We start from the raw sequence: 26,777 nt of genomic DNA, 5'->3' as shown, positions 1-26,777 counted from the left end.
CGGCCGCTCCCGCCCCGTGTCCGCCCGGCCGGGCGGGTCCCGGACGGGCCCGGTCTAGGATGGGGTCGGGTCGCGGCGAGCGCGTCGCGGCCCGACACCCACCCGTGAACCCCGAGCCGCGGCACTCCGCCCGCGGTCCGTCACCGAGCACCGAGGACCCCGACGTGAGCACCGAGCCCGCGACCACCGCGCCCGCGAACCCCCAGAACGTCATCGGCACCGCCAAGGTCAAGCGCGGCATGGCCGAGATGCTCAAGGGCGGCGTGATCATGGACGTCGTCACGGCCGAGCAGGCCAAGATCGCCGAGGACGCGGGCGCAGTCGCCGTCATGGCCCTCGAGCGCGTGCCGGCCGACATCCGCGCCCAGGGCGGCGTCGCGCGGATGAGCGACCCGGACCTCATCGACGGGATCATCGAGGCCGTCTCGATCCCCGTCATGGCCAAGGCGCGCATCGGGCACTTCGTCGAGGCGCAGGTGCTCCAGTCCCTCGGCGTCGACTACGTCGACGAGTCCGAGGTGCTCACGCCCGCCGACTACGCGCACCACATCGACAAGTGGGCGTTCACCGTGCCGTTCGTCTGCGGTGCGACGAACCTGGGCGAGGCGCTGCGGCGCATCACCGAGGGCGCGGCGATGATCCGGTCCAAGGGCGAGGCGGGCACCGGCGACGTCTCGAACGCGACGACGCACATGCGCACGCTGCGCGACCAGATCCGCCGCCTCACCTCGCTGCCCGAGGACGAGCTCTTCGTCGCCGCCAAGGAGCTCCAGGCGCCCTACGACCTCGTCGTCGAGGTCGCGCGCACGGGCAAGCTGCCGGTCGTGCTCTTCACCGCGGGCGGCATCGCGACCCCCGCGGACGCCGCGATGATGATGCAGCTCGGCGCCGAGGGCGTCTTCGTCGGCTCCGGCATCTTCAAGTCGGGCAACCCCGCCGAGCGTGCCGCCGCCATCGTCAAGGCCACGACGTTCTACGACGACCCCGACGTCATCGCCAAGGTCTCGCGCGGACTCGGCGAGGCCATGGTGGGCATCAACGTCGAGGACGTCCCGGAGCCCCACCGCCTGGCCGAGCGCGGCTGGTGACGTCCGGCGCCGCGCCGGACCACGAGGCGGCCGTCGCGCAGCTCGGGGACGACTGGGTCCCCGGTCCCGACGGCGTGCCCTTCCGGCGCGGTGCGCGCGTCCTCCTGCTCGACGACGCCGACCGCGTGCTGCTCGTGCGCGGGCACGACGTCGACGACCCGGGCCGCTCGTGGTGGTTCACCGTGGGCGGCGGCGTCGACGCCGGGGAGAGCCCGCACGACGCGGCGGTCCGCGAGCTCGCCGAGGAGACCGGGCTGCGCGTCGCGCCCGAGGCGCTCGTCGGGCCCGTCGCCGTGCGGCGCGCCGAGTTCGCGTTCCTGCGCCGGACGGTGCGCCAGGACGAGGAGTTCTTCCTCGCGCGCGTCCGGGGCGCGGCGGAGATCACGACGGAGGGCTGGACGGACGTCGAGCGCGCGTTCGTCGACGAGATCCGCTGGTGGGACCTCGACGCGCTCGCGGCCGTGGACATCGAGGTGTTCCCCGTGGAGCTCGTGCCGCTCGTGCGCGGGCTGCTCGGCGGCTGGGACGGCGTCGTCCGGACGCTCGAGGACGAGCGCTGACGCACCGCGTCGCAGGGCGTCCCGCCGCCCGCCACTGCCGCCCGCCCCTCCTGCCCACCCGCGCGTCAGTCGTCAGGCGCAGGCCCCGCAGGGCTGGTCGGCGTCGTGCGCGCCCTGGCCGCCGGCGAGGACGGCCGCGTCGTGGCGCTGCCCGACGGAGCCTGAGATCGGCGTCGTCCGTCAGGAGACGCTCGGCGTGGAGCGGTGCAGCGGCCACGCGCCGGCGATCGCGACGCTCGAGCCCGGGACGACCTGGAACCGCGAGGCAGACGCCGGCGTGGGTGCGTCGACGGCCCACCGCGTCACCCACCCCGGTGCGCTCGCGCGCAGGAGGTAGGTCCCCGGCGGGACGCGCACGCTGAACAGGCCCCAGGACCGCGGGTCGGACGATGGACCCGTGACGGCCGTCGCGACCCGACGGCACGTGACGGCGTCGAGAACGGTGACCTGCACGCCTGCTACGGGCCGGCCCCACGGGGGTACCCCCTCGGCCGCCTCCCGGACGAACCCGCTGAGCACGCCCCACCTCTCGAGGACCGGGGTGGCGAGCACGTGCGTCGTGCCGGCGCCGACGGCGACGACGTCCGCGGTCGCCCGGCTCGTCCGTCCCTCCGACCACACCGTGGTGAAGTCCGCCGCGGTGAACCGGACGACGTAGTCGTCGGCCGGCAGCCGCTCGAGCCGGTAGCCACCGTCCGCGCCCGTGACGGCCGACCGCACCCGGAGCCCCGACGTCGCCGAGAACGCCGTCACGAGCGCGCCGGGCAGCGGGTTCTCGCCGTCGCCGTCGAGGCCGTGGACGGTCCCGCTCACCACGCCCTCGCGGGCGAGGTCGACCGTGGGCACCGCGACGGTGTCGGCGTAGGTGAGGTCGACGACGTCCCGCCGAGCCGGGTCCGGTCCGGGCGCGAGCTCGGTGGCCCACCCGCCCTTGCTGACCCGGACGTGGACCGGCATCGGGTCCGACCCGGTCGTGATGCGGAGGACGGGTGTCGTGTACGCGCCGGTCGCGCTCGTGGTCGTCGAGGTCAGGATGCGGTGCGTCGTCGCGTCGAGGACCGCGACCATGGCGCCCGCGAGCGCCCGGCCGTCGCCGAGGACCGTGCCCGAGAGCGTCGCGCCCGCGCCGAGGTCGAGGTAGAGCACGAGCGGGTCCCACGACTGCCTGAGGGTCTGCCCCGGCACGAGCGTCAGGACGTCGGCCTCCGCGACGGTGTGACGGCCGTTCGCCCAGCTCGGGAGCCACCCGGCCTTGGTCGCCCTCACCGTGACCTCGCCCGCCGGCAGTCCACCGATGCGGTAGGTGTCCTGGTCGGAGCCGAGCCTCACGGATCGCAGTACGCGGCCCGTCGTCGCGTCCAGCACGGCGACGGTGGCGCCGCCCACCGGGTCGAACCCCGCGAGCACGCTGCCCTCGACCACCGCCTCCGCGGGGAGCGTGAGGGTGGGTGCCACCACAGGGCCCGGGCCCAGCGGGACGGCGTCGGCGGTGGCCGCGCTCGGCGCGTCCAAGGCGAAGCGCGTGAGGAAGCCGTCCTTCGTCGCCCGCAACGTCACCGCGTCGGCGAGGAGGGACTCGAAGCGGTACCCGCCCTCGGCGTCCGTCAGGACCGAGCCCAACGGGGAGCCGGACGTGGCGTCGAACGCGGTCACCCGCGCTCCCGCGAGCGGGCCGTCGAGCTCGGCGCCGGGCGCGCGGGAGAACCCACGCACCACGCCGGTCAGTGCTGCCTCCGCCGAGAGGTCGATCACGACCCCGGAGGTGACGATGCCGTGCTGCAGCGTGTAGATGCCGGGCTCGGCCCGGTCGTCGCCCGGTGCCCACGCCTCCGGGCGACCCGGCGCGGTGGCGCGCACCCGGGCCGGGCCCGCGGCGAGCCCGTCGATCGCGAAGCTCCCGGTGGCGTCGGACACGGTCGACGCGAGGACCGTCGACCGGTCGGCCGAGACGACCTCCACGGTGGCGCCCGCCACGCCCGCGCCGTCCGCGACCACGTGGCCCTGGAGGTGCGCGCCCGGCGTCAGGTCGAGGACCAGCACGGGGGGATCCCACTGCTCGACGAGCGTCTGACCGGCGACGAGGGTCAGCACGTCGGCCGTCTCGAAGGTCGCCCGCTCGTTGGCGTAGCCGTCGAACCACGTGGGCTTCGAGGCGCGCACCTTGACCTCGCCCGGGGCGAGGCCGGCGATGCGGTACTCGTACTGCGACTCGTCGAGCGTCACCGACGCCAGCTCTGCGCCGGTGGTCGCGTCCAGCACGGTCACGGTCGCGCCGAGCAGCAGGTCGAGGTACCCGAGCACCTGGCCCTGGATCGCCGCGGTCGTCACGCCGCGACGCTCGACCACCATGTCCGGTACGACGGAGTACCCGCCGGACGCGACCGTGTAGACGTCGGCGGTCGCCAGCGTGGGGCGCCCGGGGGCGAAGGTCTCGGCGTACGGGTAGGGCGGCGTCGCCCGGGCCTGGTACGAACCCGGGGCGACGGCGAGCGACCAGTCGCCGGACACCGCCGTCGTGGAGGTGGCGACCGGTGCGCCGGTCGTGGCGTCCAGCACGGTCACCGTCGCGCCTGCGAGGGGCTCGAGGCCGACGAGGACCCGACCGGCGATCTGCCCGGGGGCGGCGTCCAGCGTCGGGTCGGGGGCCGGGTCGTCCGCCGCTGCGGTGGGCACGCCCGCGACCCCGCCGGCCGCCGCACCCACGGCCGCCCCCGGCGTCACCAGCCCGAGTGCTGCGACCACTGCGAGCGCCGCGAGCCCCTGCGCGCCTCGGCCGATCCACGTCCTGGTCCCGCGCCAGCCGTTCATGGCGTCGTCCCCTCACGGACGCCGGCAGGCGGTCGCCTGTCGCCCGTCCGAGCCGGACATTACGGACCCGCGCCGCCCCCCGGGCAGGGCCCTTCGGCCCGGAACGGGGGGTCCTCCTCGCGCGTCAGTCCGTCAGGCGCGGGGACCGCGGCGCCGGCGTCGCGGCACGACCGGCGCTGAACACGGCGAGGACGACCTCGGCGCGGCGCAGGCCGAGCCGTCGGCGCAGCGCCGCCTCGGCGTAGGGCGAGTCCACGACCTCCGAGTGCGGCGCGACGCTCACGCCGGCCCGGTGGGCGTGCAGCCACGAGCGCTGGAGCACCCGGCCCGCCTCGACGACGTCGGCATGTGGGAGCGGGAGGCGGCTGTCCATCGCCTCGGTCCTGCTGTGGACGCCGTCGTGCCCGAGCACCCGCGTGTCGGCGACGAGCACGAGGTGCTGCGGGCCCGCCGCGGGCGCGAGGCTCGGGCGTCCGTGCGGCGCCGCGGGGAGCGGCGCGGCCTGGCCGAGGCCCTCGAGCGCGAGCGCGACACGGCCGGCCACGCGCAGGAGCGGGTCCCGCAGTCGTGCGCGTCGGGTGAACGGTGCGGCCAGGCGCGCGACCGCTCCCGGGACGAAGAGCATCTCGGCCGTCATGCCGTCGCGGTGGTAGCGCGGGTGCTGGTCGCTCAGGCGCAGCCAGCGGACGAGCTCGGCGGCGATCCCCGGGCGCGCGACCGTGTAGGCGGTGCCGAGCCGGACCAGCTGGGCCATCGCGGGTGCGTCGACCTCGGCGAACCGCAGCCACGCGGGGACGTCGGGGACGTCGGCGAACACGTCGGGCGCCGCCGCGAGCGGCCCGCGGTGGACGCGGCGATCGCGGACGTCGTCGGGCGTGAAGGGCGTGGGGTACGCCTCGTCCTGCGGGTGCAGGACGAGAAGCGGGCGGGCCGGGTCGGCGGGCCCGCGCACGGGCAGCTCGTCGAGCCGCTCGAGGTGCGGCGTCGGCTCGACCCGCAGCGACCGGCCCTCGGCCGCGGCGGCGACCTCGGCGCTCTCGACCCAGGCGCCGAGCGCGAGGAGCAGGTCGCGCGACGTCGGGTCGCCCGCCGTGAGCAGGCGGCCGGGCACGACGCCGAGCTCGATGGTCCCGTCCACGACGCGTGGCGCCCACGGCTGGGTGTTGTGGGCCGACGGTGCGCGGGCCGCGACCCGCACCCAGCCGTCGGGCCCCCGTCCGGCGGTGGCGGGCTGGTGCTGCGACGACGTCACGGGGTCCCCGTCCTCGTGGTGGCGGCCGCGTGCGCGACGGGCCTGCGGTAGAAGGTCGTGCCGTGGAGCGGTCGGCCGCCGAAGCGCTCGAGCTGCCGCGCGGAGCCCGGGTTGTCCCGGCCGATCATGGTGCAGCGCAGCCGTGAGTACCCGTTCCGGGCGAGCGCCGCGTGGAGCTCGCGGCTGAGGAGGGTGAGGACGCCCCGGCCCTGGCGCTCGGGCGCGGTGCCCTGGATGACGAGGACCGCCTCCTCCCGGTACCGGCCGCGGGTGGCGAGCAGCTCGAGCTGCCGCAGGGGACCGAGCCGGCCGCGCGCGCGCTGGACGAACGCGGTGAGGTCGGGGACGACGAGCAGGAAGGCGACGAGCGCACCCGACACGGAGTCGCGCGCGAGGAGCAGCAGGTCCTCGTCGACCAGGAAGCCCAGCCCGTCGGTCGCCGCCGCCATCTCGGCCGGCGTGATGGGCGTGTAGTACGGCAGCGCCGCGAACGACCGGTTGAGCACCTCGAGCACCTCCGGCACCAGGCGCGGCACCGCGGACCGGCGACCGCGCTCGAGCGTGAGGCCGGCGGCGTCCCACTCGTCCTGCCCTGGCCTGCCCGGCGAGGCGGCGGCGTCGCGCGCGCGTGGCACGTCGACCACCCACGTGTCCGCCTCGCCCCAGCGCTCGAACCCGAGGGCCTCGTACGTGGCGGGCACGCGCGCCGGGTTCCAGGGCGAGTCGACGAAGCCGCGCGCCGCGAAGCCGGACGTGATGACGCCGCCGGTCTGGTTGGGCAGCAGGGAGACGGGGCCGAAGAGCTGCTCGTGGCCGTGCGCGCGACGGTCGAGCGCGGCCACCAGGGCGCGCGCGGCGTCGTCGTCGGCGAACTCCGTGGCACCGAACAGCAGGGACCGGGCGCCGAGGCGCGCGTCCAGCCGCGCGTCCGTGTGGACCGTGGTGCGCCCGACGACGGCTCCCGTGCCGTCGCGCGCGAGCAGCAGCGTCACGGGTGCCGGGTGCGGGCTGCGTCCGCGCCACCAGTCCGTCACCGTGCTCGCGAGCAGCGGCACGGCGAGCCCACGCGGGTGCAGGCGGAGCGGCAGGTCGAGGAACGCGCGCAGGTCCGCGCGGGTCGTGACCTCCTCGACCCTCACCGTCCGCCGTCCTCGCGGGCCGCGGGCACCTCGGGGGCCGCCTGGTGCAGGCGGATCCAGCCGCCCGTACCGTGCCGCCGGCCCTGCGTCACCCAGCGCATGAGGCGCCGGTGGGCGGGCACGCGGGCGAAGACGAGCAGGTCGTCCCGCGTCGCGAAGAACGCGATGGTCCCGAGCGTGAACGGCGGCTCCCAGTAGACGCCGTGCCACACGTAGCCGGGCAGGCGGCGCATCGCCGCGACCATGGGGTACCACTCGCGCGAGAGCAGCGCCCACGAGTGCGGGCCGCGGTAGCGCGTGGCGCCCACGAACAGCGCCTGCGCGTCCGCCGGCGAGCGCACCTCCGGCACGCCGGCCCCGCGCGGGCGGGCGGGCCGGGCGCCGGCGCGGCGTGCGGGACCGGGCGCCGCGACGAGCGGCGGCACCGTCCCGCGCTCGACCTCCCGCGTCACCGGCGTGAAGCGCTCGACGTGGGCCATGACGTCCCCCTCGGCGCGCCAGACCCCGTTGGTGTAGCCCTCCGGCTCGGCGTGCAGTGCGCGGTGCCGCTCGCCGTCGGTGGGTCGCGTGGCGAGGAACGCGGCGGCGTCGTCGGCCGTCGTGAACCACGCGATGACGCCCCGGGCGCCGTCGCGCAGGCGGTACGCCGTGTCCCAGCGGTGACCGGAGGCACCGCGGGCCGCGCGCCGCGCGCCGCGCTGCCACGCGCGGGCCGCGCCGGCGCGCTCGAGCACCACGACGACGTCGGCGCGGGCCTGGCGCGGCGCGAGCGAGAAGTCGGACGTCCGCATCAGCGCGCGGGCGTCGTCGGCGCGCCGCGGTCGCCCGCGTCGACGAGGTAGACGTTCTTGATCTTGGTAGAACCTCCGGCGAACGGCCCGGTGCCGTGGTCGTGGACCTCGACGCGCAGGTCGGCCGCCGTCGGGTCCTCCTCGAGCGACTGCGCCACGTCGCGCGAGACCGACGCGAGGTGACGCAGGACCCCCGCGGCGGCGCGCGCGGCGAGGTCCGCGCGTGCGGCGTCGTCGAGGCCGGCGTGCGGGCGCAGCTGCAGGTGGATGCCGGGCCGCTGCTCGTGCCCGCCGATGTCGACGAGGGACAGCTTGAACGACTCGATCGCCGCCGCGTGGGGGTTGTCGAGGTAGAGCCCGTTCTCGACGTCGAGCGGGTAGAGGTTGGCGCCCATGTAGGACACGGTCGAGTCCTTGCGGCCGAAGAGCAGGAGGAACGGCAGCCGCATGCGCTGGGTCGCGTACGCGCGCTCGACGCCGAAGGCGAGGCGCGACCGGAGCGGCTCGGGCAGCCCGTCGACCGCGGCTCGCATCGCGTCGAAGGAGAGGATGACGGCCTCGTCGCCGATGTCGTACCGGAGCTTGGGGCTCATGATGTCGGCCGAGTTGAGCGTCGCGAGCAGCGTCCCCTCGGGCGTGGTCTCCAGGTACGTCTCGAGCGGGTTGTACTGGAAGACCATGGGCGTGCGCGTCTCGTCGGCTCCGAGCAGGGCGGCGCGCAGCGGCGCGTGCGTCGCGAGCGCCCGCCGCAGCCAGACCGAGAGGTCGCTCTCGCCCGCCATGCCGATCGTGAGGTCGGACGCCCCGTAGCCGGAGTAGACGCGGCCGAAGCGGTCCTCGAGGTAGTCCCGCAGGCCCTCGGTGAGCGCCTCGCCGCCGACGAAGCCGTGGATCTCGTGCGCGTCCCAGTCGAAGCCGTCGGCGTCGAGGCGGTCGCGCAGGTGCTTGAGGAAGGGCGGGTACGCGCACACCAGGTAGACGTAGCCCGGGCCGAAGTGCCGGACCGTGTCGACGATCTTGTCGATGTCCGGCCCGGTGTTCTTCACCATGGCGATGCGCGACATCGCGATGCCGGTGTTGGTGCCCGTGGCCCACGCCCCCATGGAGAACGCGTTGATCGCGAACAGCCGGCGCGTCCCGAACAGCAGGCTCACGTAGCCCGCGACGTTCTTGTGGACGGTGACCAGCTCGCGCTTCGAACGCATCCAGTTGTAGGGCGTGCCGGACGAGCCCGACGACTCGTCGACGACCGTGCCGACGGTCCGCACCTCGCCGTCCCAGCACCGCTCGTCCTCGGGGTAGCGGTCGACGTAGCCGTGCTTCGACGTCGGCGGGTAAGCCGTGAGGTCCCACCAGCGGAACCGGAAGCCCGACTCCTCGACGTGGCGGCGGTAGGCGGGGACGTCGAGGTAGGCGTGCTGGCAGATCATCCACGCGTTGAGCCGGGCGAAGCGCTCCATGGCCGGGTGGTAGTGCCGCGCCGTGAGCCGCCACAGGGCGGGGTGCACGCGGTAGGCCCGGTACACGAGCGTCACGAGCTCGGTCGCGACCCGCAGGGCCGCCTGGCGCAGGACGCTCGTCCGGCGTCGGTCGGGGGCGGCGCTGGTCACCCGGCGCACCCTAGCAACGGTCCCCCCGGGAACCGGGCGGCGTGCCGCCGTCGCGACGACCCGCTCAGGTGACGGTGGCGCGCACCTGGTGCTCGGGCGCGCGGTGCTCGCCCGCGTCGAGGACCGCGCGCAGCTGCAGGGCCGCGTGGAGGACGTCGCCGTGGGTGAGGTAGGGCGCGGCGACCCCGAGGCGCACGAGGTCGGGCGTCCGGTGGTCCCCGACGACGCCGCGTGCGGCGAGCGCCTGCACGACCGCGTGGGCCTCCGGGTGCGCGACCGAGGCGTGCGACCCGCGCCGCCCCGGGTCCCGGGGCGTCACGACGTCGACCTCGGGGACGAGGACGTCCAGGCACTCGAGCAGGAACCCGGTGAGCGACAGCGAGCGCTCGCGCACCTGCTCCACCGTGACGCGGTCGAAGACGTCCAGGGCCGCGCCCAGCGCGGCGAGCGCGAGGATCGGCGGCGTCCCGGTGCGGGCACGCGCGATGCCGTCCGCGAACGCGTGCCCCGGCTCCATGGCGAACGGGCGCGCGTGGCCGTGCCACCCGCGCACCGCGGGCTCGTACGCACCCTGGTGGCGGCGCGCGACGTAGGTGAACGCCGGCGCACCGGGGCCGCCGCCCAGGTACTTGTAGCCGCAGCCCACGGCGAGGTCGACGTCGTGCGCGTCGAGGTCGACGGGGACCGCGCCGACCGTGTGCGACAGGTCCCACACGGCCAGGGCGCCCGCCCCGTGCGCCGCGGCCGTGAGGGCGGGCAGGTCCCACAGCTCGCCCGTGCGGAAGTCGGCGTGCGAGAGGAGGACGGCGGCGACGTCGGGGGCGTGCGCCGCCAGGGCCTGCGGCACCTCGCCCGGGCGCACGGCGACGACCTCCCAGCCGACGTCGAGCGCGACCCCCGTGAGCACGTACAGGTCGGTGGGGAAGGACCCCGCGTCGGTGACGACGACGCGACGGCCGGGCCGCATCGCGGCGGCCGCGCGGAGCAGCTGGAACAGGACGACCGTCACCGAGTCGCCGACGACGACCTGGCCGGGCGCGGCGCCGACGAGGGGCGCGACGCGGTCGCCGAGCGCCGTGGGCAGGTCCCACCACGCGTGCCGGTTCCACGAGGAGACGAGGTCCTGCCGCCAGTGGGCGAGGGTCGCGGCGACCGCCGGCGCCACCGCCCGCGGCGGCGCCCCGAGCGAGTTGCCGTCGAGGTAGACGACGCCCGTCGGCAGGTCGTACAGGTGACGCAGGTCCGTGGCGGCGTGCTGCGCGTCGAGCCCGGCGGCGCGCGAGGCGAGCGCGCCGTGCCCGCCGTGCCCGCCGTGCCCTCCGTCGGTCACGCGGCCGTGCCCGTGCCCGTGACTGTGGTCGTGGCCGTCCGCCGCGCCGCGGCGCGCCGCCGCCACCAGACGATGCCGATGACGAGCATCGGTACGCCGAGGAGGGCCGCGCCGATGGCGACGAAGACCCCGAAGACCGTGCCGAAGATGCCCGCGAAGAAGGGCAGGAACGGCTCGTCGAGCGCGACGAGCACCTGCACGTCGGCGCCGCCCTCGGCCGCGGGCGCCTGGAGGACGTGCTCGCCGCCGGCGCCCGTGCGGAACGCGCCGACCGAGTGGACCGTGGTGCCGCCGCGGCTCGACGTGAGGTTCACGCCCGGGCTCAGCGACGCCTCGAGCGTGCGGTCGTCGGGGGCGCGGACCACGAGGTCGGAGACGAGCCCGGTGTGGTCGTCCTCCTCCGAGCCGCCCGTCCACGGCTCCGCCACGAGCACGACGTAGCGCGTGTCCGCCTCGAGGTCGACGGTCGCCGTGCCGGGGGCGTCGACCGTCGCGACGACGCCCGGGCCCGGCCCACCCTCGCCGTCGAGCAGGTCGGTCGGCAGCAGCCCGACGAACGAGCGCACGACGAGCACCGCGGCGGCCGCCGCCACGAGGCACAGCACGGCGCCCGACACGGTGAGCCGGACGGGGCCCCGCAGCGACGTCTCCGGCGGGGCGGTGCGGCCGGGCGCGCCGGACGTCGGGACGGGATGAGCGGTGGTCATGGCCCGAGGATAGGGCGGCGTAGGATCGCCGGTCGTGGCTTCGACGATCGGTGTGCTCGCGCTGCAGGGCGACGTGCGCGAGCACGTGGCCGCGCTCGAGGCGAGCGGCGCGCACGCGGTGCCCGTCCGGCGCCCGCGCGAGCTGGCCGCGGTCGACGGGATCGTCATCCCCGGCGGGGAGTCGACCACGATGGACAAGCTGCTCCACGTCTTCGAGCTCTTCGAGCCGCTGCGCGACGCGATCGCGGGCGGCCTGCCCGCCTACGGCTCGTGCGCCGGGATGATCCTGCTCGCGAACCGGTTGGAGGGCGGCGTCGTCGGCCAGCAGACGCTCGGGGGTCTCGACGTCACGGTGCGGCGCAACGCCTTCGGGCGGCAGGTCGACTCGTTCGAGACCGACCTCGTCGTCGAGGGGGTGCCGGACAGCGCGACCGACCCGGTGCACGCCGTCTTCATCCGCGCGCCCTGGGTCGAGGAGACCGGCCCGGGCACGCAGGTGCTCGCGACCGTGGGCTCGGGGCCGGCCGCCGGTAGGATCGTCGCGGTGCGCGAGCGTGACGTCGTCGCGACGTCCTTCCACCCCGAGATCACCGGGGACCTGCGTCTGCACCGCATGTTCGTCCAGATCGTCACCGACCGCGGTTGAGGGGTTCGTCGAAGCGATGTCCGGTCACTCCAAGTGGGCCACCACCAAGCACAAGAAGGCCGTCGTCGACGCCAAGCGCGGCAAGCTCTTCGCGAAGCTCATCAAGAACATCGAGGTGGCCGCCCGCGTGGGCGGCGGTGACCCCGCGGGCAACCCGACGCTCTTCGACGCCATCCAGAAGGCCAAGAAGTCGTCCGTGCCGAACGACAACATCGACCGCGCGCTCAAGCGCGGCTCCGGCCAGGAGGCCGGCGGCGCCGACTACCAGACCGTGATGTACGAGGGCTACGGGCCCGGCGGCGTCGCGGTCCTCGTCGAGTGCCTCACCGACAACCGCAACCGGGCCGCGGCGGACGTGCGCGTGGCCTTCACGCGCAACGGCGGGACGATGGCGGACCCGGGCTCGGTGTCCTACCTCTTCTCGCGGCGCGGCGTCGTCGTCGTGCCCAAGGCCGACGGCCTCACCGAGGACGACGTCCTCGCCGCCGTGCTCGACGCGGGCGCGGAGGAGGTCAACGACCTCGGGGACGCGTTCGAGGTCCAGAGCGAGGCGTCCGACGTCGTCGCCGTGCGCACCGCGCTCCAGGAGGCGGGCATCGACTACGACTCGGCCGAGGCGCAGTTCGTGCCCGCGACGCAGGTCGAGGTCGACGCCGAGGGCGCCCGCAAGATCCTGCGCCTCATCGACGCGCTCGAGGACAGCGACGACGTCCAGGAGGTCTTCGCGAACTTCGACGCCTCCGACGAGGTCATGGCGGAGCTCGAGGAGGACTGACCCCTCCTCGGCGGGGCGCCGCGGCGACGTCGCCGGCGCCTGCGAGACTGCCGCCGTGCGCGTGCTGGGAGTGGACCCGGGCCTGACCCGCTGCGGGCTCGGGGTCGTGGACTCGCGCCCGGGCCGCCGCGTCGCGCTCGTCCGGGTGGGCGTCGCGCGCTCGCCCGTCGACGACGACGTCGCGTCGCGCCTCGCGGTCATCGGCGCCCAGGTCGAGACGTGGCTGGACGAGCACGCGCCCGACGCGGTCGCCGTCGAGCGCGTGTTCGCCCAGCACAACGTGCGCACCGTCATGGGCACCGCGCAGGTCTCGGGCGTCGTCATGGCCGCGGCCGCGCGGCGGGGGATCCCGGTCGCGCTGCACACCCCGAGCGAGGTCAAGGCGTCGGTGACGGGCAACGGCCGGGCCCCCAAGGCCCAGGTGCAGCAGATGGTCGCGCGCATCCTCGGGCTCGCCGAGCTCCCGACGCCCGCCGACGCCGCGGACGCGCTGGCGCTCGGCATCTGCCACCTGTGGCGGCCCACGAGCCTCGCCGTCGTCCGGGCGCCGTCGACGGAGCGACCCGCGACCGCCCCGGCCGCGTCGGGGGCGGCGGGTCGCACGGCGGCCACGCCCGCGCAGCAGGCCTGGGCGCGCGCCGAGGCCGCCGCGCGCCGCGCGCGCTGAGGGCCGCGCCGACGAGCGGCCCGCCCTCGACGGGGCGGGTCCCGGCGCGTCGGGACCCACCGGCGTCGGTGCGGGTTGTTAGCGTGGGCGCTCGTACAGATGTTCGGTCCGCCGTGACGACTCCCCGCGCCGCCCGCGCGAGGGGCGCGGCGGCCGCGGGACGGGAGGACCGAGGGTGATCGCCTCGCTGCGTGGACGCGTCGTGGGCCTGCGGCTGGACGCCGTCGTCGTCGAGATGGGCGGGGTGGGCCTGCTCGCCTACGCGACGCCGGCGACGCTCGCCGCCCTCCGGGTGGGGGAGCAGGCCGAGCTCGCGACGTCGCTCGTGGTGCGCGAGGACTCGCTCACGCTCTACGGGTTCGCCGACGCGGACGAGCGCGACACCTTCGAGGCCGTCCAGACCGTGAGCGGGGTCGGGCCGCGGCTCGCGCTCGCGATGCTCGCGGTGCACACGCCCGACGGCCTGCGGCGCGCCGTCGCCGGCGAGGACCTCGCAGCGCTCCAGCGCGTGCCCGGCATCGGCCGCAAGGGTGCGCAGCGGATCGTGCTCGAGCTGGCCGACCGGCTCGGTCCGGCGGTGTCGGTGGTCACGGCGGGCGGGGCTCCCGCGCCCGCCGCGGACCGTCGTGGCGAGGTCGTCGAGGCGCTCGTCGGGCTCGGGTGGACGGCGCGCGCCGCCGAGGACGCCGTCGCCACGGTGGTGCCGGCGGATGCCGGCGCCGTCGAGGCCGCGGACGTCGCCGCGGTGCTGCGGGGCGCGCTGCGCGTGCTGGGCGGCGGTCGTGGCTGAGGACGAGATCGTCACCGAGCGCGTGGTCGCGCCCGGGGCCGAGGACCTCGAGCGCGCGGCCGAGGCTGCGCTGCGCCCGCGCCGGCTCGCGGAGTTCGTCGGCCAGCGGGTCGTGCGCGACCAGCTCGAGCTCGTCCTGCACGCCGCGCTCGGCCGGGGGAGGGCGCCCGACCACGTGCTCCTGTCCGGGCCGCCGGGGCTCGGCAAGACGACGCTCGCCATGATCATCGCCGCCGAGCTGGGGACGTCGGTGCGGGTGACGTCGGGCCCCGCGATCCAGCACGCGGGGGACCTCGCGGCCGTGCTGTCCTCGCTCGAGGAGGGCGAGGTCCTCTTCCTCGACGAGATCCACCGGCTCGCGCGCCCGGCGGAGGAGCTCCTCTACGTCGCGATGGAGGACTTCCGGGTCGACGTCGTCGTGGGCAAGGGCGCCGGCGCCAACGCCATCGGCCTCGCGCTCCCGCCGTTCACGGTCGTGGGCGCGACGACGCGTGCCGGGCTCCTGCCCGCGCCGCTGCGCGACCGCTTCGGCTTCACGGGCCACCTCGACTTCTACGACGACGCCGAGCTCCAGCAGGTGCTCGGCCGCTCGGCCGGCCTGCTCGGCGTCGAGCTGCACGCCGACGCCGGCGCCGAGATCGCGCGTCGGTCCCGGGGGACGCCCCGCATCGCGAACCGCCTCCTGCGCCGGGTGCGCGACTGGGCGCAGGTGCGCGGCGACGGGACGCTCGACCTCGCCGCGGCCCGGGCCGCCCTGGCCGTGTACGAGGTCGACGAGATCGGCCTGGACCGGCTCGACCGCAGCGTCCTGCTCGCGCTGTGCGAGCGGTTCGGCGGCGGCCCCGTCGGGCTGACGACCCTGGCGGTCGCGGTGGGCGAGGAGCCCGAGACGGTCGAGACCGTGGCCGAGCCCTACCTCGTGCGCGAGGGCCTCATGGGCCGCACGCCGCGCGGACGCGTGGCGACGCCACGCGCCTGGGCGCACCTCGGGCTGCGGCCGCCCACGGGCGGGGCCGACACGCTCTTCGGCTGACGGCACGGGTGCCCCGTCGCGGGAACCGGTGACCCGGCGTGCGCGTTAGGGCGGGGGAGCGCCGGTCACCTAGACTGCGCGCGGTCGCAACCCAACAGGACGTGAGAACGACACCATGGACTACAGCTTCCTCATCATCCTTGCCCTGGCCTTCGGCGCCATGTGGCTCATGACGAGCCGCACCCGCAAGCAGCAGAAGGAAGCCGCCAACTTCCGGGCGAACCTGACCCCCGGCCAGGAGGTCATGACCGGGTCCGGCCTGTTCGCGACCGTCGTCGACGTCGAGGACGACGTCGTCACGCTCGAGACCTCCCCGGGCGTGACGAGCCGCTGGCTCCGCCCGGCGATCGCCAAGCTGGTCGACCCGCCCGTCGCCGTCGAGGACGACGAGGACGACGAGCTCGAGGACGAGGACGAGCTCCTCGACGACGACACCCTGCTCGACGACGAGCCGGCCGCCGACGAGCCGTCGGTGGAGGTCCCCGACGACGCGTCGAGCCTCACCGAGCCGCGCGAGCGCACGACCGAGCGTCGCGACGACGAGGGCACCCCGCGCGCCTGAGCGCCCCCTCCCCGGGCGGCGCCGCCGCGGACGGGTACGACCGAGAGAAGACGGACCGTTGGCCACATCGAACCGCAGCCGCCCCGCGCGCCCCCTGGTGACGCTCGGGCTGCTGGTGCTCGCCCTCGTCGGAGCGCTCCTCGCGGGCAGCCGCTGGTCCGACGCCTCGCTCATGCCGAAGCTCGCGCTCGACCTCGAGGGCGGCACGCAGGTCATCCTCCGGCCCACCGCGGACAGCGGCGAGGCCGTCACGGAGGAGACGATCCAGCAGGCGATCGACATCATCCGCCAGCGCATCGACGCCTCGGGCGTCGCGGAGGCGGAGATCACCAGCCAGGGCGGGTCGAACATCGTCGTCGCGATCCCGGGCGAGCCCGACCCGGCGACGCTCGACCTCGTCCGCGAGTCGGCGCAGATGCTGTTCCGCCCGGTCATCGTGCAGGCGGCACCCACGCCGGTCCCCGAGGAGCAGCGCACCCCCGCGCCCGAGACGCCGACCGACCCCGTCGAGCCCGCCGACGCGAGCGACCCCGCGTGGCTCACGCCCGAGCTGCTCGCCGAGTTCGAGGCCTACGACTGCACGGACCCGGAGAACCTGCGCGGCGGCGCGGCCCTGGTGGGCGACCCCGCGGAGCCGGTCGTCGCGTGCGACGCCGCCGGGACCGCCAAGTTCGTGCTCGGCCCCGTCGAGGTGCGCGGGCAGGACGTCGACAGCGCGAGCTCGGGCCTGCGCACGACGCAGACCGGCGCGGTGACCAACGAGTGGGTCACCAACATCTCGTTCAACGGCGAGGGCACCGCGGCCTTCCGCGACGTCACGACCCGCCTGCTCTCGCTCGAGCCGCCGCGCAACCAGTTCGCGATGGTCCTCGACGGCCTCGTCATCTCGGCGCCGTCGGTGAACTCCGTCATCGCGGACGGCAACGCCGAGATCTCGGGCAGCTTCACGCGCGAGTCGGCCGCGACGCTCGCGCGCCAGCTCAACTTCGGCGCGCTCCCGCTCACGTTCGAGGTCCAGAGCGAGCAGCAGATCTCCGCGACGCTCGGCTCCGAGCAGCTCCAGCGCGGCCTGCTCGCGGGCCTCATCGGTCTGCTCCTCGTCGGCGTCTACTCGCTCGTCCAGTACCGCGCGCTCGGCCTCGTGACGATCGGCTCGCTCGCCGTGGCGGCGCTGCTGACGTACGCGCTCATCGCCGTGCTCTCGTGGACGCAGGGCTATCGCCTCAGCCTCCCGGGCGTGGCCGGCGTCATCGTCGCCATCGGCGTCACGGCGGACTCGTTCATCGTCTACTTCGAGCGCATCCGCGACGAGCTGCGGGACGGCCGCACGCTGCCGGCGGCCGTCGAGGAGGGGTGGCGCCGCGCGCGCCGCACGATCCTCATCTCCGACGCGGTGAACTTCCTCGCCGCGGTCGTGCTCTACTTCCTCGCCGTCGGCGGCGTGCGCGGCTTCGCGTTCACGCTCGGCCTGACGACGCTCGTCGACCTCGTCGTCGTGCTCCTCTTCACGCACCCCGTGATGGTGCTGCTCGCCCGGACCCGCTTCTTCGGCGGGGGCCACCGGTGGTCCGGGCTCGACCCGGTCGCGCTGGGCGCGCGGGCCCGGTACGCCGGTCGTGGCCGCGTCGTGGCCGGTGGTCGCCCGGCGGACGCGGGGCCCGCCGGCGCCGCGGTCGCGGACGAGCTCGCCCCGGTCCCGGCCGGGGTCGCCGCTCCCGAGCGCCGCCTGACGATCGCCGAGCGTCGCGCCGCGGAGCGTCGTGCGAGCCAGGCGGGCCAGGGGGCACCACCCACGGACGACGTCACCCCGGTCGACGACGCCGGCTCCGAGCGGAAGGACGGCTGATGGCCTCGCGACTGTCCCAGTGGGGCAACGACCTCTACACGGGTCGCCGCTCGTACGACATCGTCGGTCACCGGCGTCGCTGGTACGCGATCTCCGCCGCGGTCCTGCTCGTCTCGGTGCTCCTGCTCGCGGTGCGCGGGCTCAACCCGAGCATCGACTTCCGCGGTGGCGCCGAGTTCATGGTGACCGGCGTGTCCGACACGGCGCAGCAGCCCGCCCTCGACGCGGTCGAGGAGCTCCTTCCCGACGACGTCCCGCGCGTCTCCGCCGTCGGCAGCTCGTCGGTGCGCGTGCAGACCGGCGACCTGACCGACGACGAGACCGACCGCCTGGCGGACGCCCTCGCCGAGGCCTACGGCGTGCCGGCGAACGACGTCAGCTCGTCGTTCGTCGGACCCAGCTGGGGTGCGGACGTCACGGGCAAGGCCCTGCGCGGCCTCGTGATCTTCCTCGTGCTCGTCGCGCTCGTCATGACCGTGTACTTCCGCGCGTGGCGCATGGCGGCCGCCGCCCTCGTCGCCCTCGCGCACGACCTGATCATCACCGTCGGGCTCTACGCGGGCGTCGGGTGGGAGGTCAGCCCGGCCACGGTCATCGGCTTCCTCACGATCCTCGGGTACTCGCTGTACGACACCGTCGTGGTGTTCGACAAGGTCCGGGAGAACACCGAGAAGACGCTCGACCAGCGCCGGTACACGTACGCCGAGCTCGCCAACCTGGCGGTCAACCAGACGCTCGTCCGGTCGATCAACACGTCGGTGGTCGCCCTCCTGCCCGTCGCGGCGATCCTCTTCATCGGCGCCTTCCTCCTCGGGGCGGGGACGCTGCGGGACATCGCGCTCGCGCTGTTCATCGGCATGGCCGTCGGCACGCTCTCGTCGGTGTTCATCGCGACCCCCGTGCTGGTCTCGCTGCGCGAGCGCGAGCCCGCCGTCCGCGAGCACACCGAGCGCGTGCTGCGCAGCCGTCAGGAGGCGGGCGCCGAGCCCGGCACGCCGACGCCGGCGGCGCCGCGCGTGCACGTCGGCGCCCCGGTGCCCGGCACCCACCTGGGCGCCAGTGCCCAGCCGCGCCGGCGCAAGCCGAACCGGCCCGCCGGCCGCAAGCCGTGACGGGGCCGACCACGGCGTCGGCGTCGCTCGCCGAGCGGGCGGCGGCCCTCGTCGTCGACGTCCCCGACCACCCTGCGCCTGGTGTGACGTTCAAGGACATCACGCCGCTGCTCGCGGACGGCCCGACCTTCGCCGCCGTCGTCCGGCACCTGGTCGACCACGCCCCGGCGGGCGTCGACCTCGTGGCGGGCATGGAGGCGCGCGGGTTCGTCGTCGGCGCGCCCGTGGCCGTGGCGCTGGGCGCGGGCTTCGTCCCGGTGCGCAAGGAGGGCAAGCTGCCGCGACGCACGCTCTCGGGCTCGTACGACCTCGAGTACGGCAGTGCCGTCATCGAGCTACACCCTGACACCGTCCCGGCCGGCTCGCGCGTCCTCGTGGTCGACGACGTGCTGGCGACGGGCGGGACGGCGGCCGCGACGGTGCGCCTCCTCGAGGAGGCCGGTGCCGAGGTCGTCGGGCTCGCGTTCCTCATGGAGCTGACGTTCCTGCACGGCCGCGACCGTCTGGGGGACCACGACGTCGAGGTGCTGCTGACCTACTGAGCGGTCCGTGCGGGTTCGCCGTGCGCGCACGCCCGCCGCGCGGAACTAGACTCGGACGATCCCGGGCGAGAGGAGGACGTGATGGCCGACGAGTCGACCTCGGTCCCGCCCCGCGCCCGGGTGGGCACGGTGACGCCGCCCACGGACGCTCCCCTCGAGGCACCGCGGCCGCAGGAGCCGGGCGCCACGGCCGCCAAGGTCCGTTCGCGCCTGGTGCGCTTCGGCAGCCGGACGCCGTCGGGGTCGCCGGCGCTCGAGCCGCTCATGCTGGCGGTGCGCGCGAACCACCCGAAGGCGGACCTCAGCGTCCTCGAGCGCGCCTACGTGACCGCCGAGAGGGCGCACCGCGGCCAGGTCCGCCGCAGCGGCGACCCCTACATCACGCATCCCGTCGCCGTCGCGACGATCCTCGCGGACCTCGGCATGACCCCACCCACCCTCGCGGCGGCGCTGCTGCACGACACGGTGGAGGACACGGAGTACTCGCTCGACACGCTGCGGGCCGAGTACGGCCCCGAGATCGCGATGCTCGTCGACGGGGTCACGAAGCTCGACAAGGTCGTCTACGGGGACGCGGCCCAGGCCGAGACCGTGCGCAAGATGGTCGTGGCGATGTCGCGGGACATCCGCGTCCTGGTCATCAAGCTCGCCGACCGCCTGCACAACGCGCGCACGTGGCGCTTCGTCCCCGCCGCGTCGGCCGAGCGCAAGGCGCGCGAGACGCTCGAGATCTACGCGCCGCTGGCGCACCGGCTCGGCATGAACACGATCAAGTGGGAGCTCGAGGACCTGTCGTTCGCGACCCTCTACCCCAAGGTCTACGAGGAGATCGTCCACCTCGTCGCCGAGCGCGCCCCGGCGCGCGACGAGTACCTCTCGGTGGTCCGCGAGCAGGTCATGGCGGACCTGCGCGCCGTCAAGATCAAGTCGACGGTGACGGGGCGGCCGAAGCACTACTACTCGATCTACCAGAAGATGATCGTGCGGGGTCGCGACTTCGCCGACATCTACGACCTCGTGGGTGTGCGCGTGCTCGTGGACTCGGTCCGCGACTGCTACGCCGCGCTCGGCGCCCTGCACGCGCGGTGGAACCCGGTCCCGGGCCGGTTCAAGGACTACATCGCGATGCCCAAGTTCAACATGTACCAGTCGCTGCACACGACGGTGATCGGGCCCGGGGGCAAGCCCGTCGAGATCCAGATCCGGACGCACGAGATGCACCGCCGGGCGGAGTACGGCGTCGCCGCGCACTGGAAGTACAAGGAGATCGCGAAGCAGAGCGGGGGAGCGGTCGACGCCGCGAGCGACATGGCCTGGCTGCGCCAGCTCGTCGACTGGCAGCGCGAGACCGCGGACCCGAGCGAGTTCCTCGACTCGCTCCGCTTCGAGATCCGCGGCGCCGAGGTCTTCGTCTTCACGCCCAAGGGCGACGTCATGGCGCTGCCCGCGGGGTCCACCCCGGTCGACTTCGCGTACGCGGTGCACACCGAGGTGGGGCACCGGACGATGGGCGCGCGCGTCAACGGGCGCCTCGTGCCGCTCGACTCGACCCTCGAGAACGGCGACGTCGTCGACGTGCTCACCTCGAAGTCGGAGACGGCCGGTCCCAGCCGGGACTGGATGACGTTCGTCAAGAGCCCGCGCGCGCGCAACAAGATCCGCCAGTGGTTCTCCAAGGAGCGCCGCGAGGAGGCGATCGAGCACGGCAAGGACGCCATCGCCAAGGCGATGCGCAAGCAGAACCTGCCGATCCAGCGCCTGCTCACGCACGAGGCGCTCGTCACGCTCGCCAACGAGATGCGCTTCGCCGACGTGTCGGCGCTCTACGCCGCGATCGGCGAGGGGCAGGCGTCGGCGGCGACGGTCGTGCACCGCCTCGTCCAGTCGATGGGCGGCGAGTCGGGTGCCGAGGAGGACATCGCCGAGGCGACGCGCCCGGGCAACCAGGCGCGCCGGCCGCGCGGCGGCGACGCGGGCGTCGTCGTCAAGGGCGTGAGCGACATCTGGGTCAAGCTCGCCAAGTGCTGCACCCCGGTGCCGGGCGACGAGATCATGGGCTTCGTCACGCGGGGCGCGGGCGTGAGCGTCCACCGGACCGACTGCATCAACGTCGAGGGCCTGCTCGAGCAGCCGGAGCGCATCGTCGAGGTGGAGTGGGACACCGGCACCGGGACGCTGTTCCTCGTCCAGATCCAGGTCGAGGCCCTCGACCGGTCACGTCTGCTGTCGGACGTCACGCGCGTCCTGTCGGACCACCACGTCAACATCCTGTCGGCGACGGTCTCCACGTCGCGCGACCGCGTCGCGCTCTCCCGGTTCGTGTTCGAGATGGCCGAGCCCGCCCACCTCAGCTCGGTGCTCTCGGCGGTGCGCAAGGTCGACGGCGTCTTCGACGTCTACCGCCTCACCGGCTCGCGCGCGACCGAGCTGCCCACGCGCCAGGGCTGAGCGCCCGCAGGGAGCGCCCAGCCCTCGCCGGGTCCGTCAGCGGGACTCGGCGGCCGCCCGCTCGACCTGCTCGAGCCAGGCCCGGCGCGCGTCGAGCGCGGCCTGGGCGTCGGCGATCTTCCGCTGGTCGCCCGCGGCCCGGGCCTTCTCGAGGTCCGCCTCGAGCCCGGCGATCGCGGCGGTGAGCTGGGCGAGCGCGCCCTCGGCCCGTGCGCGGGTCTCGGGGTTGCTGCGCTGCCACTGCGCCTGCTCGGCGTCGCGCACGGCCTGCTCGACCGCACGCAGGCGCCCCTCGACGCGCTGGACGTCGTTGCGGGGCACCTTGCCCGCCTTCTCCCACCGCTCCTGGATCTCGCGGAGCGAGGCTCGGGCCGCCGCGAGGTCCCTCACGGGCACCAGGCGCTCGGCCTCCTCGAGCAGGGCGAGCTTGACCTGCAGGTTGGCGCCGAACTCCTCGTCCGTCTGCTTCTGGCTCGCGTCGCGCGCGGCGAAGAACTGGTCCTGCGCGGCCCGGAAGCGGGCCCAGAGGGCGTCGTCGTCCTTGCGGCTCGCGCGTCCCGCGGCCTTCCAGCGCGCCATGAGGTCGCGGTACGCGGCCGACGTCGGGCCCCACTCGGTGCTCGTAGCGAGCCGCTCGGCCTCGGCGACGAGGGCCGTCTTCTCGGCCTTCGCCGAGGTGTTGTGCTTCTCGAGCTCGGCGAAGAACCGGCGACGCTCCCGGTCGAACGTCGAGCGGGCGTGGCTGAACCGCTTCCAGAGCGCGTCCTCGGTGGTGCGGTCGATCCGCGGCCCGTGACGCTGCGCGTCCTTCCACTGGTCGAGCAGCGTGCGCAGCTGCTCGCCGGCGGGCCGCCACTGGATGCGGTCGGGCTCGGTGCCGGCGATCTTCTCGGCGGCCTCGACGATCGCCGTCCGGGCCTCGATCGCGGCCTGCTTGGCGGCTGCGCGCTGGGCGTCGGCCTCGGCACGCCGCTCGTCGGCGACCGCGCGGAGCGCGTCGAGCCGCGAGCGGAGGCTGTCGAGGTCCCCGACGGCCGCGGGCTCGGCGAGCTCGGCCGTGAGGTGCTCGAGCGTGGAGTCGATCTCCTTGACCGGCAGGTCGGTCGTCGCGAGGCGCGTCTCGAGCAGCAGGACCTTGGCGTGCAGGTCGGCGAAGCGGCGCACGTAGAACGCGAGGGCGTCGGCGGTGTCCGCGCCCGGGTACTGCCCGACCGCGCGCTCGCCGGTCGCCTCCCGGACCCACACCGTGCCGTCGTCGTCGACCCGGCCCCAACGGGCCGCCTCGGCGCTCTCCGCGGGCGTCAGCGCGGGCGGGTGCGGCGTCGGCAAGGGTGCCGCGGCGGCGGCCGGCGCCGCGGGGCGGACGGCGGCCGGTGTCGGCGGGCGGGGCGTGGGGCGCGGGGTCGGGCGCGGCGCCGCGCCGGTCGGCGACGCCGAGGGCGCCTCAGCCGTCGTCGCGCCGGGCGCCTCGGCGGAGGCCGCCTCGGGCGCGGGCTCGTCGTCCGCGCTCGGCGTGGGCTCCTCGGACGGCGTGGCCTCTGCGGACGCCGGGGCCTCGGCCGGCGCGTCCTGCTCCGGTGCGTCCTCGACCGGAGCGTCCGGTGCGGGCTCCGTGGGCTCGGTCCGCTCGGCCTGCTCGTCCGTCGCCGGGGCCTCGGTCTGCTCGGCGGGCTCGTCGGCCGTGGGGGCCTCGGTCTGCTCGGCGGGCTCGTCGGCCGCGGGGGCCTCGGTCTGCTCGGCGGGCTCGTCGGCCGCGGGGGCCTCGGTCTGCTCGACCGGCTCGTCCGCCGCGGGCTCGGCCTGCTCGGCCTCGTCCGCCTGCTCCTCGGCGGACGTCTCGACCACCACCTGCTCGGCAGCGACGTCCGCCGGGACCTGGGCGGCGTCGGACACCGGGGTGCTCTCCGTGGTGTCGTCCGTGCGCTCCTGCTCGGTCACTGGACCTCAACTCCCTCGATGGTGACCTCGGTGGCCGGCGTCTGCGCGGTCCCCTCGGCGATGCCGGCGTCGGCGACGGACTGCAGCACGTCCAACCCTTCGGTGATGCGGCCGAGCACGGTGTACCCGCCCGCCTGGTCGGCGGGGATGGTCGAGTCCTCGTACACGAGGAAGAACTGGCTCCCCATGCTCGACGCGTCCCCGCCCTGTCGTGCCATGGCCACGGTACCGGCCGGGTACACGTCGTCGGCCGGGGCGTTCTCGATCGGGCCGAACCGCCAGTCCGGCCCGCCCGTGCCGGTCCCCGTCGGGTCCCCGCACTGGAGGACCGCGAGGCCGTCCTGCTCCGTGGTGGTCAGGCGGTGGCACGTGGTGCCGTCGAAGAAGCCCTCGCGGGCGAGCGTGACGAACGAGGCGACGGCCTGGGGTGCCGCGGCGCCGTCGAGCTCGAACGCCAGCGCGCCGGCCGTCGTCGCGAGCGTCCCCGTCCACGTGCGGCTCTCGGCGATCGCCGGGTCCGGTGCGGGCGCCGTCGGCGGCGTCGAGGCGGCGGGCTCCGTCGTGGCGGCCGACGGGCTCGCGGTGGCCGCGGACGCCGGCGCGTCGTCGCTCGTCTGCTGGACCACGACCACGACGGCCCCAACCAGCGCGAGCGCGCCGAGGACGGACCCGACCACGACGCGGCGGCGTCGGCGCTGGGCCTGGAGCTGGGCCTGCCGGGCGAGCCACTTCTCGTGACGACGGCGGGCATACTCCCGCTCACGCTTGCTCGACGACACCCGCACTCCCGTCTCGATCGGCGCGGGCACGGGCCCGCTCTGGCCGCCCGCGCGCGTGACGCATCCCGGGCCCCGCACAGTCTAGGCAAGTCGTGCGGTCCCGACCGCACGGGACGGGCCGAGGCGCGCGGCCGGGCGGCCGAGCGCGCCGTGGCTAGGCTGACCCGGTGCGGATCCGGACCCTCGTCGCCCCCCTGCTCGGGGCCCTGTGCCACGTCGTCGCGGACGACGCCGGCCGGTGCGTCGTGGTGGACCCGGGCGCGGGGGTGGCCGACGAGGTCGTGGCCCTGCTCGCGCGCGAGTCGTGGACCGCGGTCGCCGTCCTGCTCACGCACGGCCACGTCGACCACACCTGGGACGCGGCCGCCCTGTGCGCGCAGCTCGGTGTGCCCGTCCACGTCCACAGCGCCGACGGCTACCGCCTCGCCGACCCGGTCGGCAGCCTCGGCCCGCTCGGGCAGCAGCTCGTCGCGCTGACGGGCGGGACGCCCCCGCCGGCGCCCGAGGACACGCGCACGTTCGACCCGCCCACGGGCGAGGTGACGGCGCTCGAGCTGGGCGGGCCGGGCGGCGTCGTCGTCGGGGCCCTGCACAGCCCGGGTCACACGCAGGGCTCGACCGTCTACCTCGTGCGCGACGACGACGGCGGCCCGGCCGCGCTCACGGGCGACGTGCTCTTCGCGGGCAGCATCGGCCGGACCGACCTGCCGGGCGGGGACGACGCCGCGATGGCGCGGACCCTGGCGCGCCTCGCGCGGCTGGACCCCGCGACGCGCGTGCTGCCCGGCCACGGCCCGACGTCGACCGTGGCCGCCGAGCTCGCGACCAACCCCTTCCTGCGCGCCGCGCGCTGAGCGGCCGTCCCCGCACGCGGGCCGGACCTGCGCCGGACGCGCACGTCGGGCGGCGTCGGGCGACCTAGGATCGGGCACCATGGCCCGCCCCACCCCCCTGTCCGGCTTCCCCGAGTGGCTCCCCGCCGAGCGCCTCGTCGAGCAGCACGTGCTCGACGTGCTGCGCCGCACGTTCGAGCTCCACGGCTTCGCGGGCATCGAGACGCGTGCGGTCGAGCCGCTCGACCAGCTGCTCCGGAAGGGCGAGACCTCCAAGGAGGTCTACACGCTGCACCGGCTACAGGAGACCGAGGAGGAGAGGGCGGGCCGCGGCCACCGCGAGACCGAGGGCGGCGGGCTGGGCCTGCACTTCGACCTCACGGTGCCGTTCGCGCGGTACGTGCTCGAGAACGCCGGCAAGCTCGCGTTCCCGTTCCGGCGGTACCAGATCCAGAAGGTGTGGCGCGGCGAGCGGCCCCAGGAGGGTCGCTTCCGCGAGTTCGCCCAGGCGGACATCGACGTCGTGGGCCAGGGCGAGCTGCCCTACCACCTCGAGGTCGAGCTGCCGCTCGTCATCGCCGAGGCGTTCGCCGCGCTGCGCGAGGTCGGCGTGCCGCCCGTGCGGATCCTCGTCAACAACCGGCGCGTCATGGAGGGCTTCGCGCAGGGCCTGGGCGTCGACGCCGTCGAGGCGGTGCTGCGGGCGCTCGACAAGCTCGACAAGGCCGGGCCCGACGCCGTCGCCGCGATGCTCCGCGAGCAGGCCGGCGCGACCGAGGAGCAGGCACGGGCGCTCCTGGAGCTCGCGTCGGTGCGCGGCGAGGACGAGGCGGTGGCCGACGTCGTCCGCGACCTCGCGGCGCGCCACGGCGTCACCTCGCCCCTGCTCGACCAGGGGCTCGGGGAGCTCGCGGCCCTCATGCGCTCGGCCGCCGCCCGCGCGCGCGGCGTCATCGTCGCCGACCTCAAGATCGCCCGCGGCCTCGACTACTACACGGGCTCCGTCTACGAGACGGTCCTCGTCGGGCACGAGGACCTGGGCTCGATCTGCTCGGGCGGGCGGTACGACGCGCTCGCGTCGGACGGCACGACGACCTACCCGGGCGTGGGTCTGTCGGTCGGCGTCTCGCGCCTCGTCTCGCGTCTGCTGTCCGCGGGGCTCGTGCGCGCGACGCGCGCGGTGCCCAGCGCCGTGCTCGTGGCGGTCACGTCCGACGAGACCCGCGGGGCGAGCGACGCCGTCGCTCTGGCCCTGCGCGCGCGGGGCATCCCCGTCGAGGTGGCGCCGGCCGCGGCGAAGTTCGGCAAGCAGATCCGGCACGCCGACCGCCGCGGCATCCCGTTCGTCTGGTTCCCCGGGGACCCGGCCGCCGAGCCGCCGACCCGCGACCAGGTCAAGGACATCCGCAGCGGCGACCAGGTCGACGCCGACCCGTCGTCGTGGGCGCCGCCCGCCGAGGACCTCCTGCCGCGGGTCGTGCCGGGGGAGTGACGCCCGGAGGTTGACCCGTCGTCGAACAC

General features: G+C 75.5%; 23 protein-coding genes. 14 read left to right on the top strand and 9 right to left on the bottom strand.

Annotated features, from left to right (window positions below; genetic code table 11):
* Positions 1-164 precede the first annotated feature (164 nt).
* Entirely contained in the window at positions 165-1,088 is a 924-nt protein-coding gene (gene pdxS / locus JIG38_RS12285; protein WP_199424103.1) for a pyridoxal 5'-phosphate synthase lyase subunit PdxS, read from the top strand.
* On the top strand, positions 1,085-1,648 hold the full coding sequence (locus tag JIG38_RS12280) for an NUDIX hydrolase (RefSeq protein WP_307844873.1): 564 nt from the start codon (positions 1,085-1,087) through the stop codon (positions 1,646-1,648). Before pdxS ends, JIG38_RS12280 begins: the two co-directional genes overlap by 4 nt.
* 180 nt (positions 1,649-1,828) lie before the next feature.
* On the opposite strand, the gene JIG38_RS12275 is transcribed toward JIG38_RS12280, so the two are convergent.
* The 7 genes from JIG38_RS12275 to JIG38_RS12245 all read right to left on the bottom strand — a co-directional run bounded on the left by JIG38_RS12275 (position 1,829) and on the right by JIG38_RS12245 (position 11,285).
* Positions 1,829-4,456, bottom strand: coding sequence for a carboxypeptidase-like regulatory domain-containing protein (locus JIG38_RS12275; protein ID WP_199424102.1), 2,628 nt, complete (start codon positions 4,454-4,456; stop codon positions 1,829-1,831).
* A gap of 124 nt (positions 4,457-4,580) precedes the next feature.
* On the bottom strand, positions 4,581-5,708 hold the full coding sequence (locus tag JIG38_RS12270) for a hypothetical protein (RefSeq protein ID WP_199424101.1): 1,128 nt from the start codon (positions 5,706-5,708) through the stop codon (positions 4,581-4,583).
* Entirely contained in the window at positions 5,705-6,847 is a 1,143-nt protein-coding gene (locus JIG38_RS12265; protein ID WP_199424100.1) for a GNAT family N-acetyltransferase, read from the bottom strand. Before JIG38_RS12265 ends, JIG38_RS12270 begins: the two co-directional genes overlap by 4 nt.
* Positions 6,844-7,638 (bottom strand): hypothetical protein, encoded by a 795-nt coding sequence (locus JIG38_RS12260; RefSeq protein ID WP_199424099.1) that lies wholly within the window; start codon positions 7,636-7,638, stop codon positions 6,844-6,846. Before JIG38_RS12260 ends, JIG38_RS12265 begins: the two co-directional genes overlap by 4 nt.
* Positions 7,638-9,248 (bottom strand): phenylacetate--CoA ligase family protein, encoded by a 1,611-nt coding sequence (locus JIG38_RS12255; RefSeq protein ID WP_307844871.1) that lies wholly within the window; start codon positions 9,246-9,248, stop codon positions 7,638-7,640. Before JIG38_RS12255 ends, JIG38_RS12260 begins: the two co-directional genes overlap by 1 nt.
* Before the next feature lie 64 nt (positions 9,249-9,312).
* Positions 9,313-10,578, bottom strand: coding sequence for a kynureninase (gene kynU / locus JIG38_RS12250; protein WP_199424097.1), 1,266 nt, complete (start codon positions 10,576-10,578; stop codon positions 9,313-9,315).
* The gene (locus tag JIG38_RS12245) at positions 10,575-11,285 is read right to left on the bottom strand and encodes a hypothetical protein (RefSeq protein ID WP_199424096.1); all 711 of its coding nucleotides are present in this window, start codon (positions 11,283-11,285) and stop codon (positions 10,575-10,577) included. The genes kynU and JIG38_RS12245 overlap by 4 nt, the downstream gene beginning before the upstream one ends.
* A gap of 34 nt (positions 11,286-11,319) precedes the next feature.
* Here JIG38_RS12245 and pdxT point away from each other — a divergent pair, with 34 nt between their 5' ends.
* The 10 genes from pdxT (at position 11,320) to JIG38_RS12195 (ending at position 21,706) form a co-directional block, all read left to right on the top strand.
* Complete coding sequence (pdxT, locus tag JIG38_RS12240; protein WP_199424095.1) at positions 11,320-11,931, top strand: pyridoxal 5'-phosphate synthase glutaminase subunit PdxT; 612 nt, start codon at positions 11,320-11,322, stop codon at positions 11,929-11,931.
* A gap of 16 nt (positions 11,932-11,947) precedes the next feature.
* Positions 11,948-12,706, top strand: a complete 759-nt coding sequence (locus JIG38_RS12235) for a YebC/PmpR family DNA-binding transcriptional regulator (RefSeq protein ID WP_199424094.1) — start codon at positions 11,948-11,950, stop codon at positions 12,704-12,706.
* A 55-nt stretch (positions 12,707-12,761) separates the two neighbouring features.
* Entirely contained in the window at positions 12,762-13,373 is a 612-nt protein-coding gene (gene ruvC, locus JIG38_RS12230; RefSeq protein ID WP_199424093.1) for a crossover junction endodeoxyribonuclease RuvC, read from the top strand.
* Positions 13,374-13,548: 175 nt separating this feature from the next.
* Positions 13,549-14,163, top strand: a complete 615-nt coding sequence (ruvA, locus tag JIG38_RS12225; RefSeq protein ID WP_199424092.1) for a Holliday junction branch migration protein RuvA — start codon at positions 13,549-13,551, stop codon at positions 14,161-14,163.
* Positions 14,156-15,196: a Holliday junction branch migration DNA helicase RuvB gene (ruvB, locus tag JIG38_RS12220; RefSeq protein WP_307844870.1), complete on the top strand. Its 1,041-nt coding sequence runs from the start codon at positions 14,156-14,158 to the stop codon at positions 15,194-15,196. The genes ruvA and ruvB overlap by 8 nt, the downstream gene beginning before the upstream one ends.
* 115 nt (positions 15,197-15,311) lie before the next feature.
* Positions 15,312-15,758, top strand: coding sequence for a preprotein translocase subunit YajC (gene yajC / locus JIG38_RS12215; protein WP_199424090.1), 447 nt, complete (start codon positions 15,312-15,314; stop codon positions 15,756-15,758).
* Between the two features lie 58 nt (positions 15,759-15,816).
* Complete coding sequence (gene secD / locus JIG38_RS12210) at positions 15,817-17,604, top strand: protein translocase subunit SecD (protein ID WP_233404891.1); 1,788 nt, start codon at positions 15,817-15,819, stop codon at positions 17,602-17,604.
* A complete protein-coding gene (gene secF / locus JIG38_RS12205; protein ID WP_199424089.1) occupies positions 17,604-18,716 on the top strand; it encodes a protein translocase subunit SecF in 1,113 nt (370 codons plus the stop codon). The genes secD and secF overlap by 1 nt, the downstream gene beginning before the upstream one ends.
* Positions 18,713-19,258 carry an adenine phosphoribosyltransferase gene (locus JIG38_RS12200; protein ID WP_199424088.1) on the top strand — a complete coding sequence of 182 codons (546 nt, stop codon included), beginning with the start codon at positions 18,713-18,715 and terminating at the stop codon, positions 19,256-19,258. Before secF ends, JIG38_RS12200 begins: the two co-directional genes overlap by 4 nt.
* An 81-nt stretch (positions 19,259-19,339) precedes the next feature.
* Positions 19,340-21,706, top strand: a complete 2,367-nt coding sequence (locus tag JIG38_RS12195) for a RelA/SpoT family protein (RefSeq protein ID WP_199424087.1) — start codon at positions 19,340-19,342, stop codon at positions 21,704-21,706.
* Positions 21,707-21,742: 36 nt separating this feature from the next.
* Here JIG38_RS12195 and JIG38_RS12190 read toward each other — a convergent pair whose 3' ends face one another.
* Complete coding sequence (locus JIG38_RS12190) at positions 21,743-23,644, bottom strand: DUF349 domain-containing protein (protein WP_307844869.1); 1,902 nt, start codon at positions 23,642-23,644, stop codon at positions 21,743-21,745.
* Positions 23,641-24,453 carry a peptidylprolyl isomerase gene (locus JIG38_RS12185; RefSeq protein ID WP_307844867.1) on the bottom strand — a complete coding sequence of 271 codons (813 nt, stop codon included), beginning with the start codon at positions 24,451-24,453 and terminating at the stop codon, positions 23,641-23,643. Before JIG38_RS12185 ends, JIG38_RS12190 begins: the two co-directional genes overlap by 4 nt.
* A gap of 137 nt (positions 24,454-24,590) precedes the next feature.
* Here JIG38_RS12185 and JIG38_RS12180 point away from each other — a divergent pair, with 137 nt between their 5' ends.
* Both JIG38_RS12180 and hisS read left to right on the top strand, forming a co-directional pair.
* Positions 24,591-25,277 (top strand): MBL fold metallo-hydrolase, encoded by a 687-nt coding sequence (locus JIG38_RS12180; protein ID WP_199424086.1) that lies wholly within the window; start codon positions 24,591-24,593, stop codon positions 25,275-25,277.
* Between the two features lie 79 nt (positions 25,278-25,356).
* The gene (hisS, locus tag JIG38_RS12175) at positions 25,357-26,748 is read left to right on the top strand and encodes a histidine--tRNA ligase (RefSeq protein WP_199424085.1); all 1,392 of its coding nucleotides are present in this window, start codon (positions 25,357-25,359) and stop codon (positions 26,746-26,748) included.
* The last annotated feature ends 29 nt before the right edge of the window (positions 26,749-26,777 follow it).

The organism is Actinotalea solisilvae, assembly GCF_016464425.1.
Lineage (GTDB): Bacteria > Actinomycetota > Actinomycetes > Actinomycetales > Cellulomonadaceae > Actinotalea > Actinotalea solisilvae.
The sequence above is the reverse complement of the archived record's forward strand: the minus strand, read 5'-3'. Positions and strand labels throughout refer to the sequence as shown.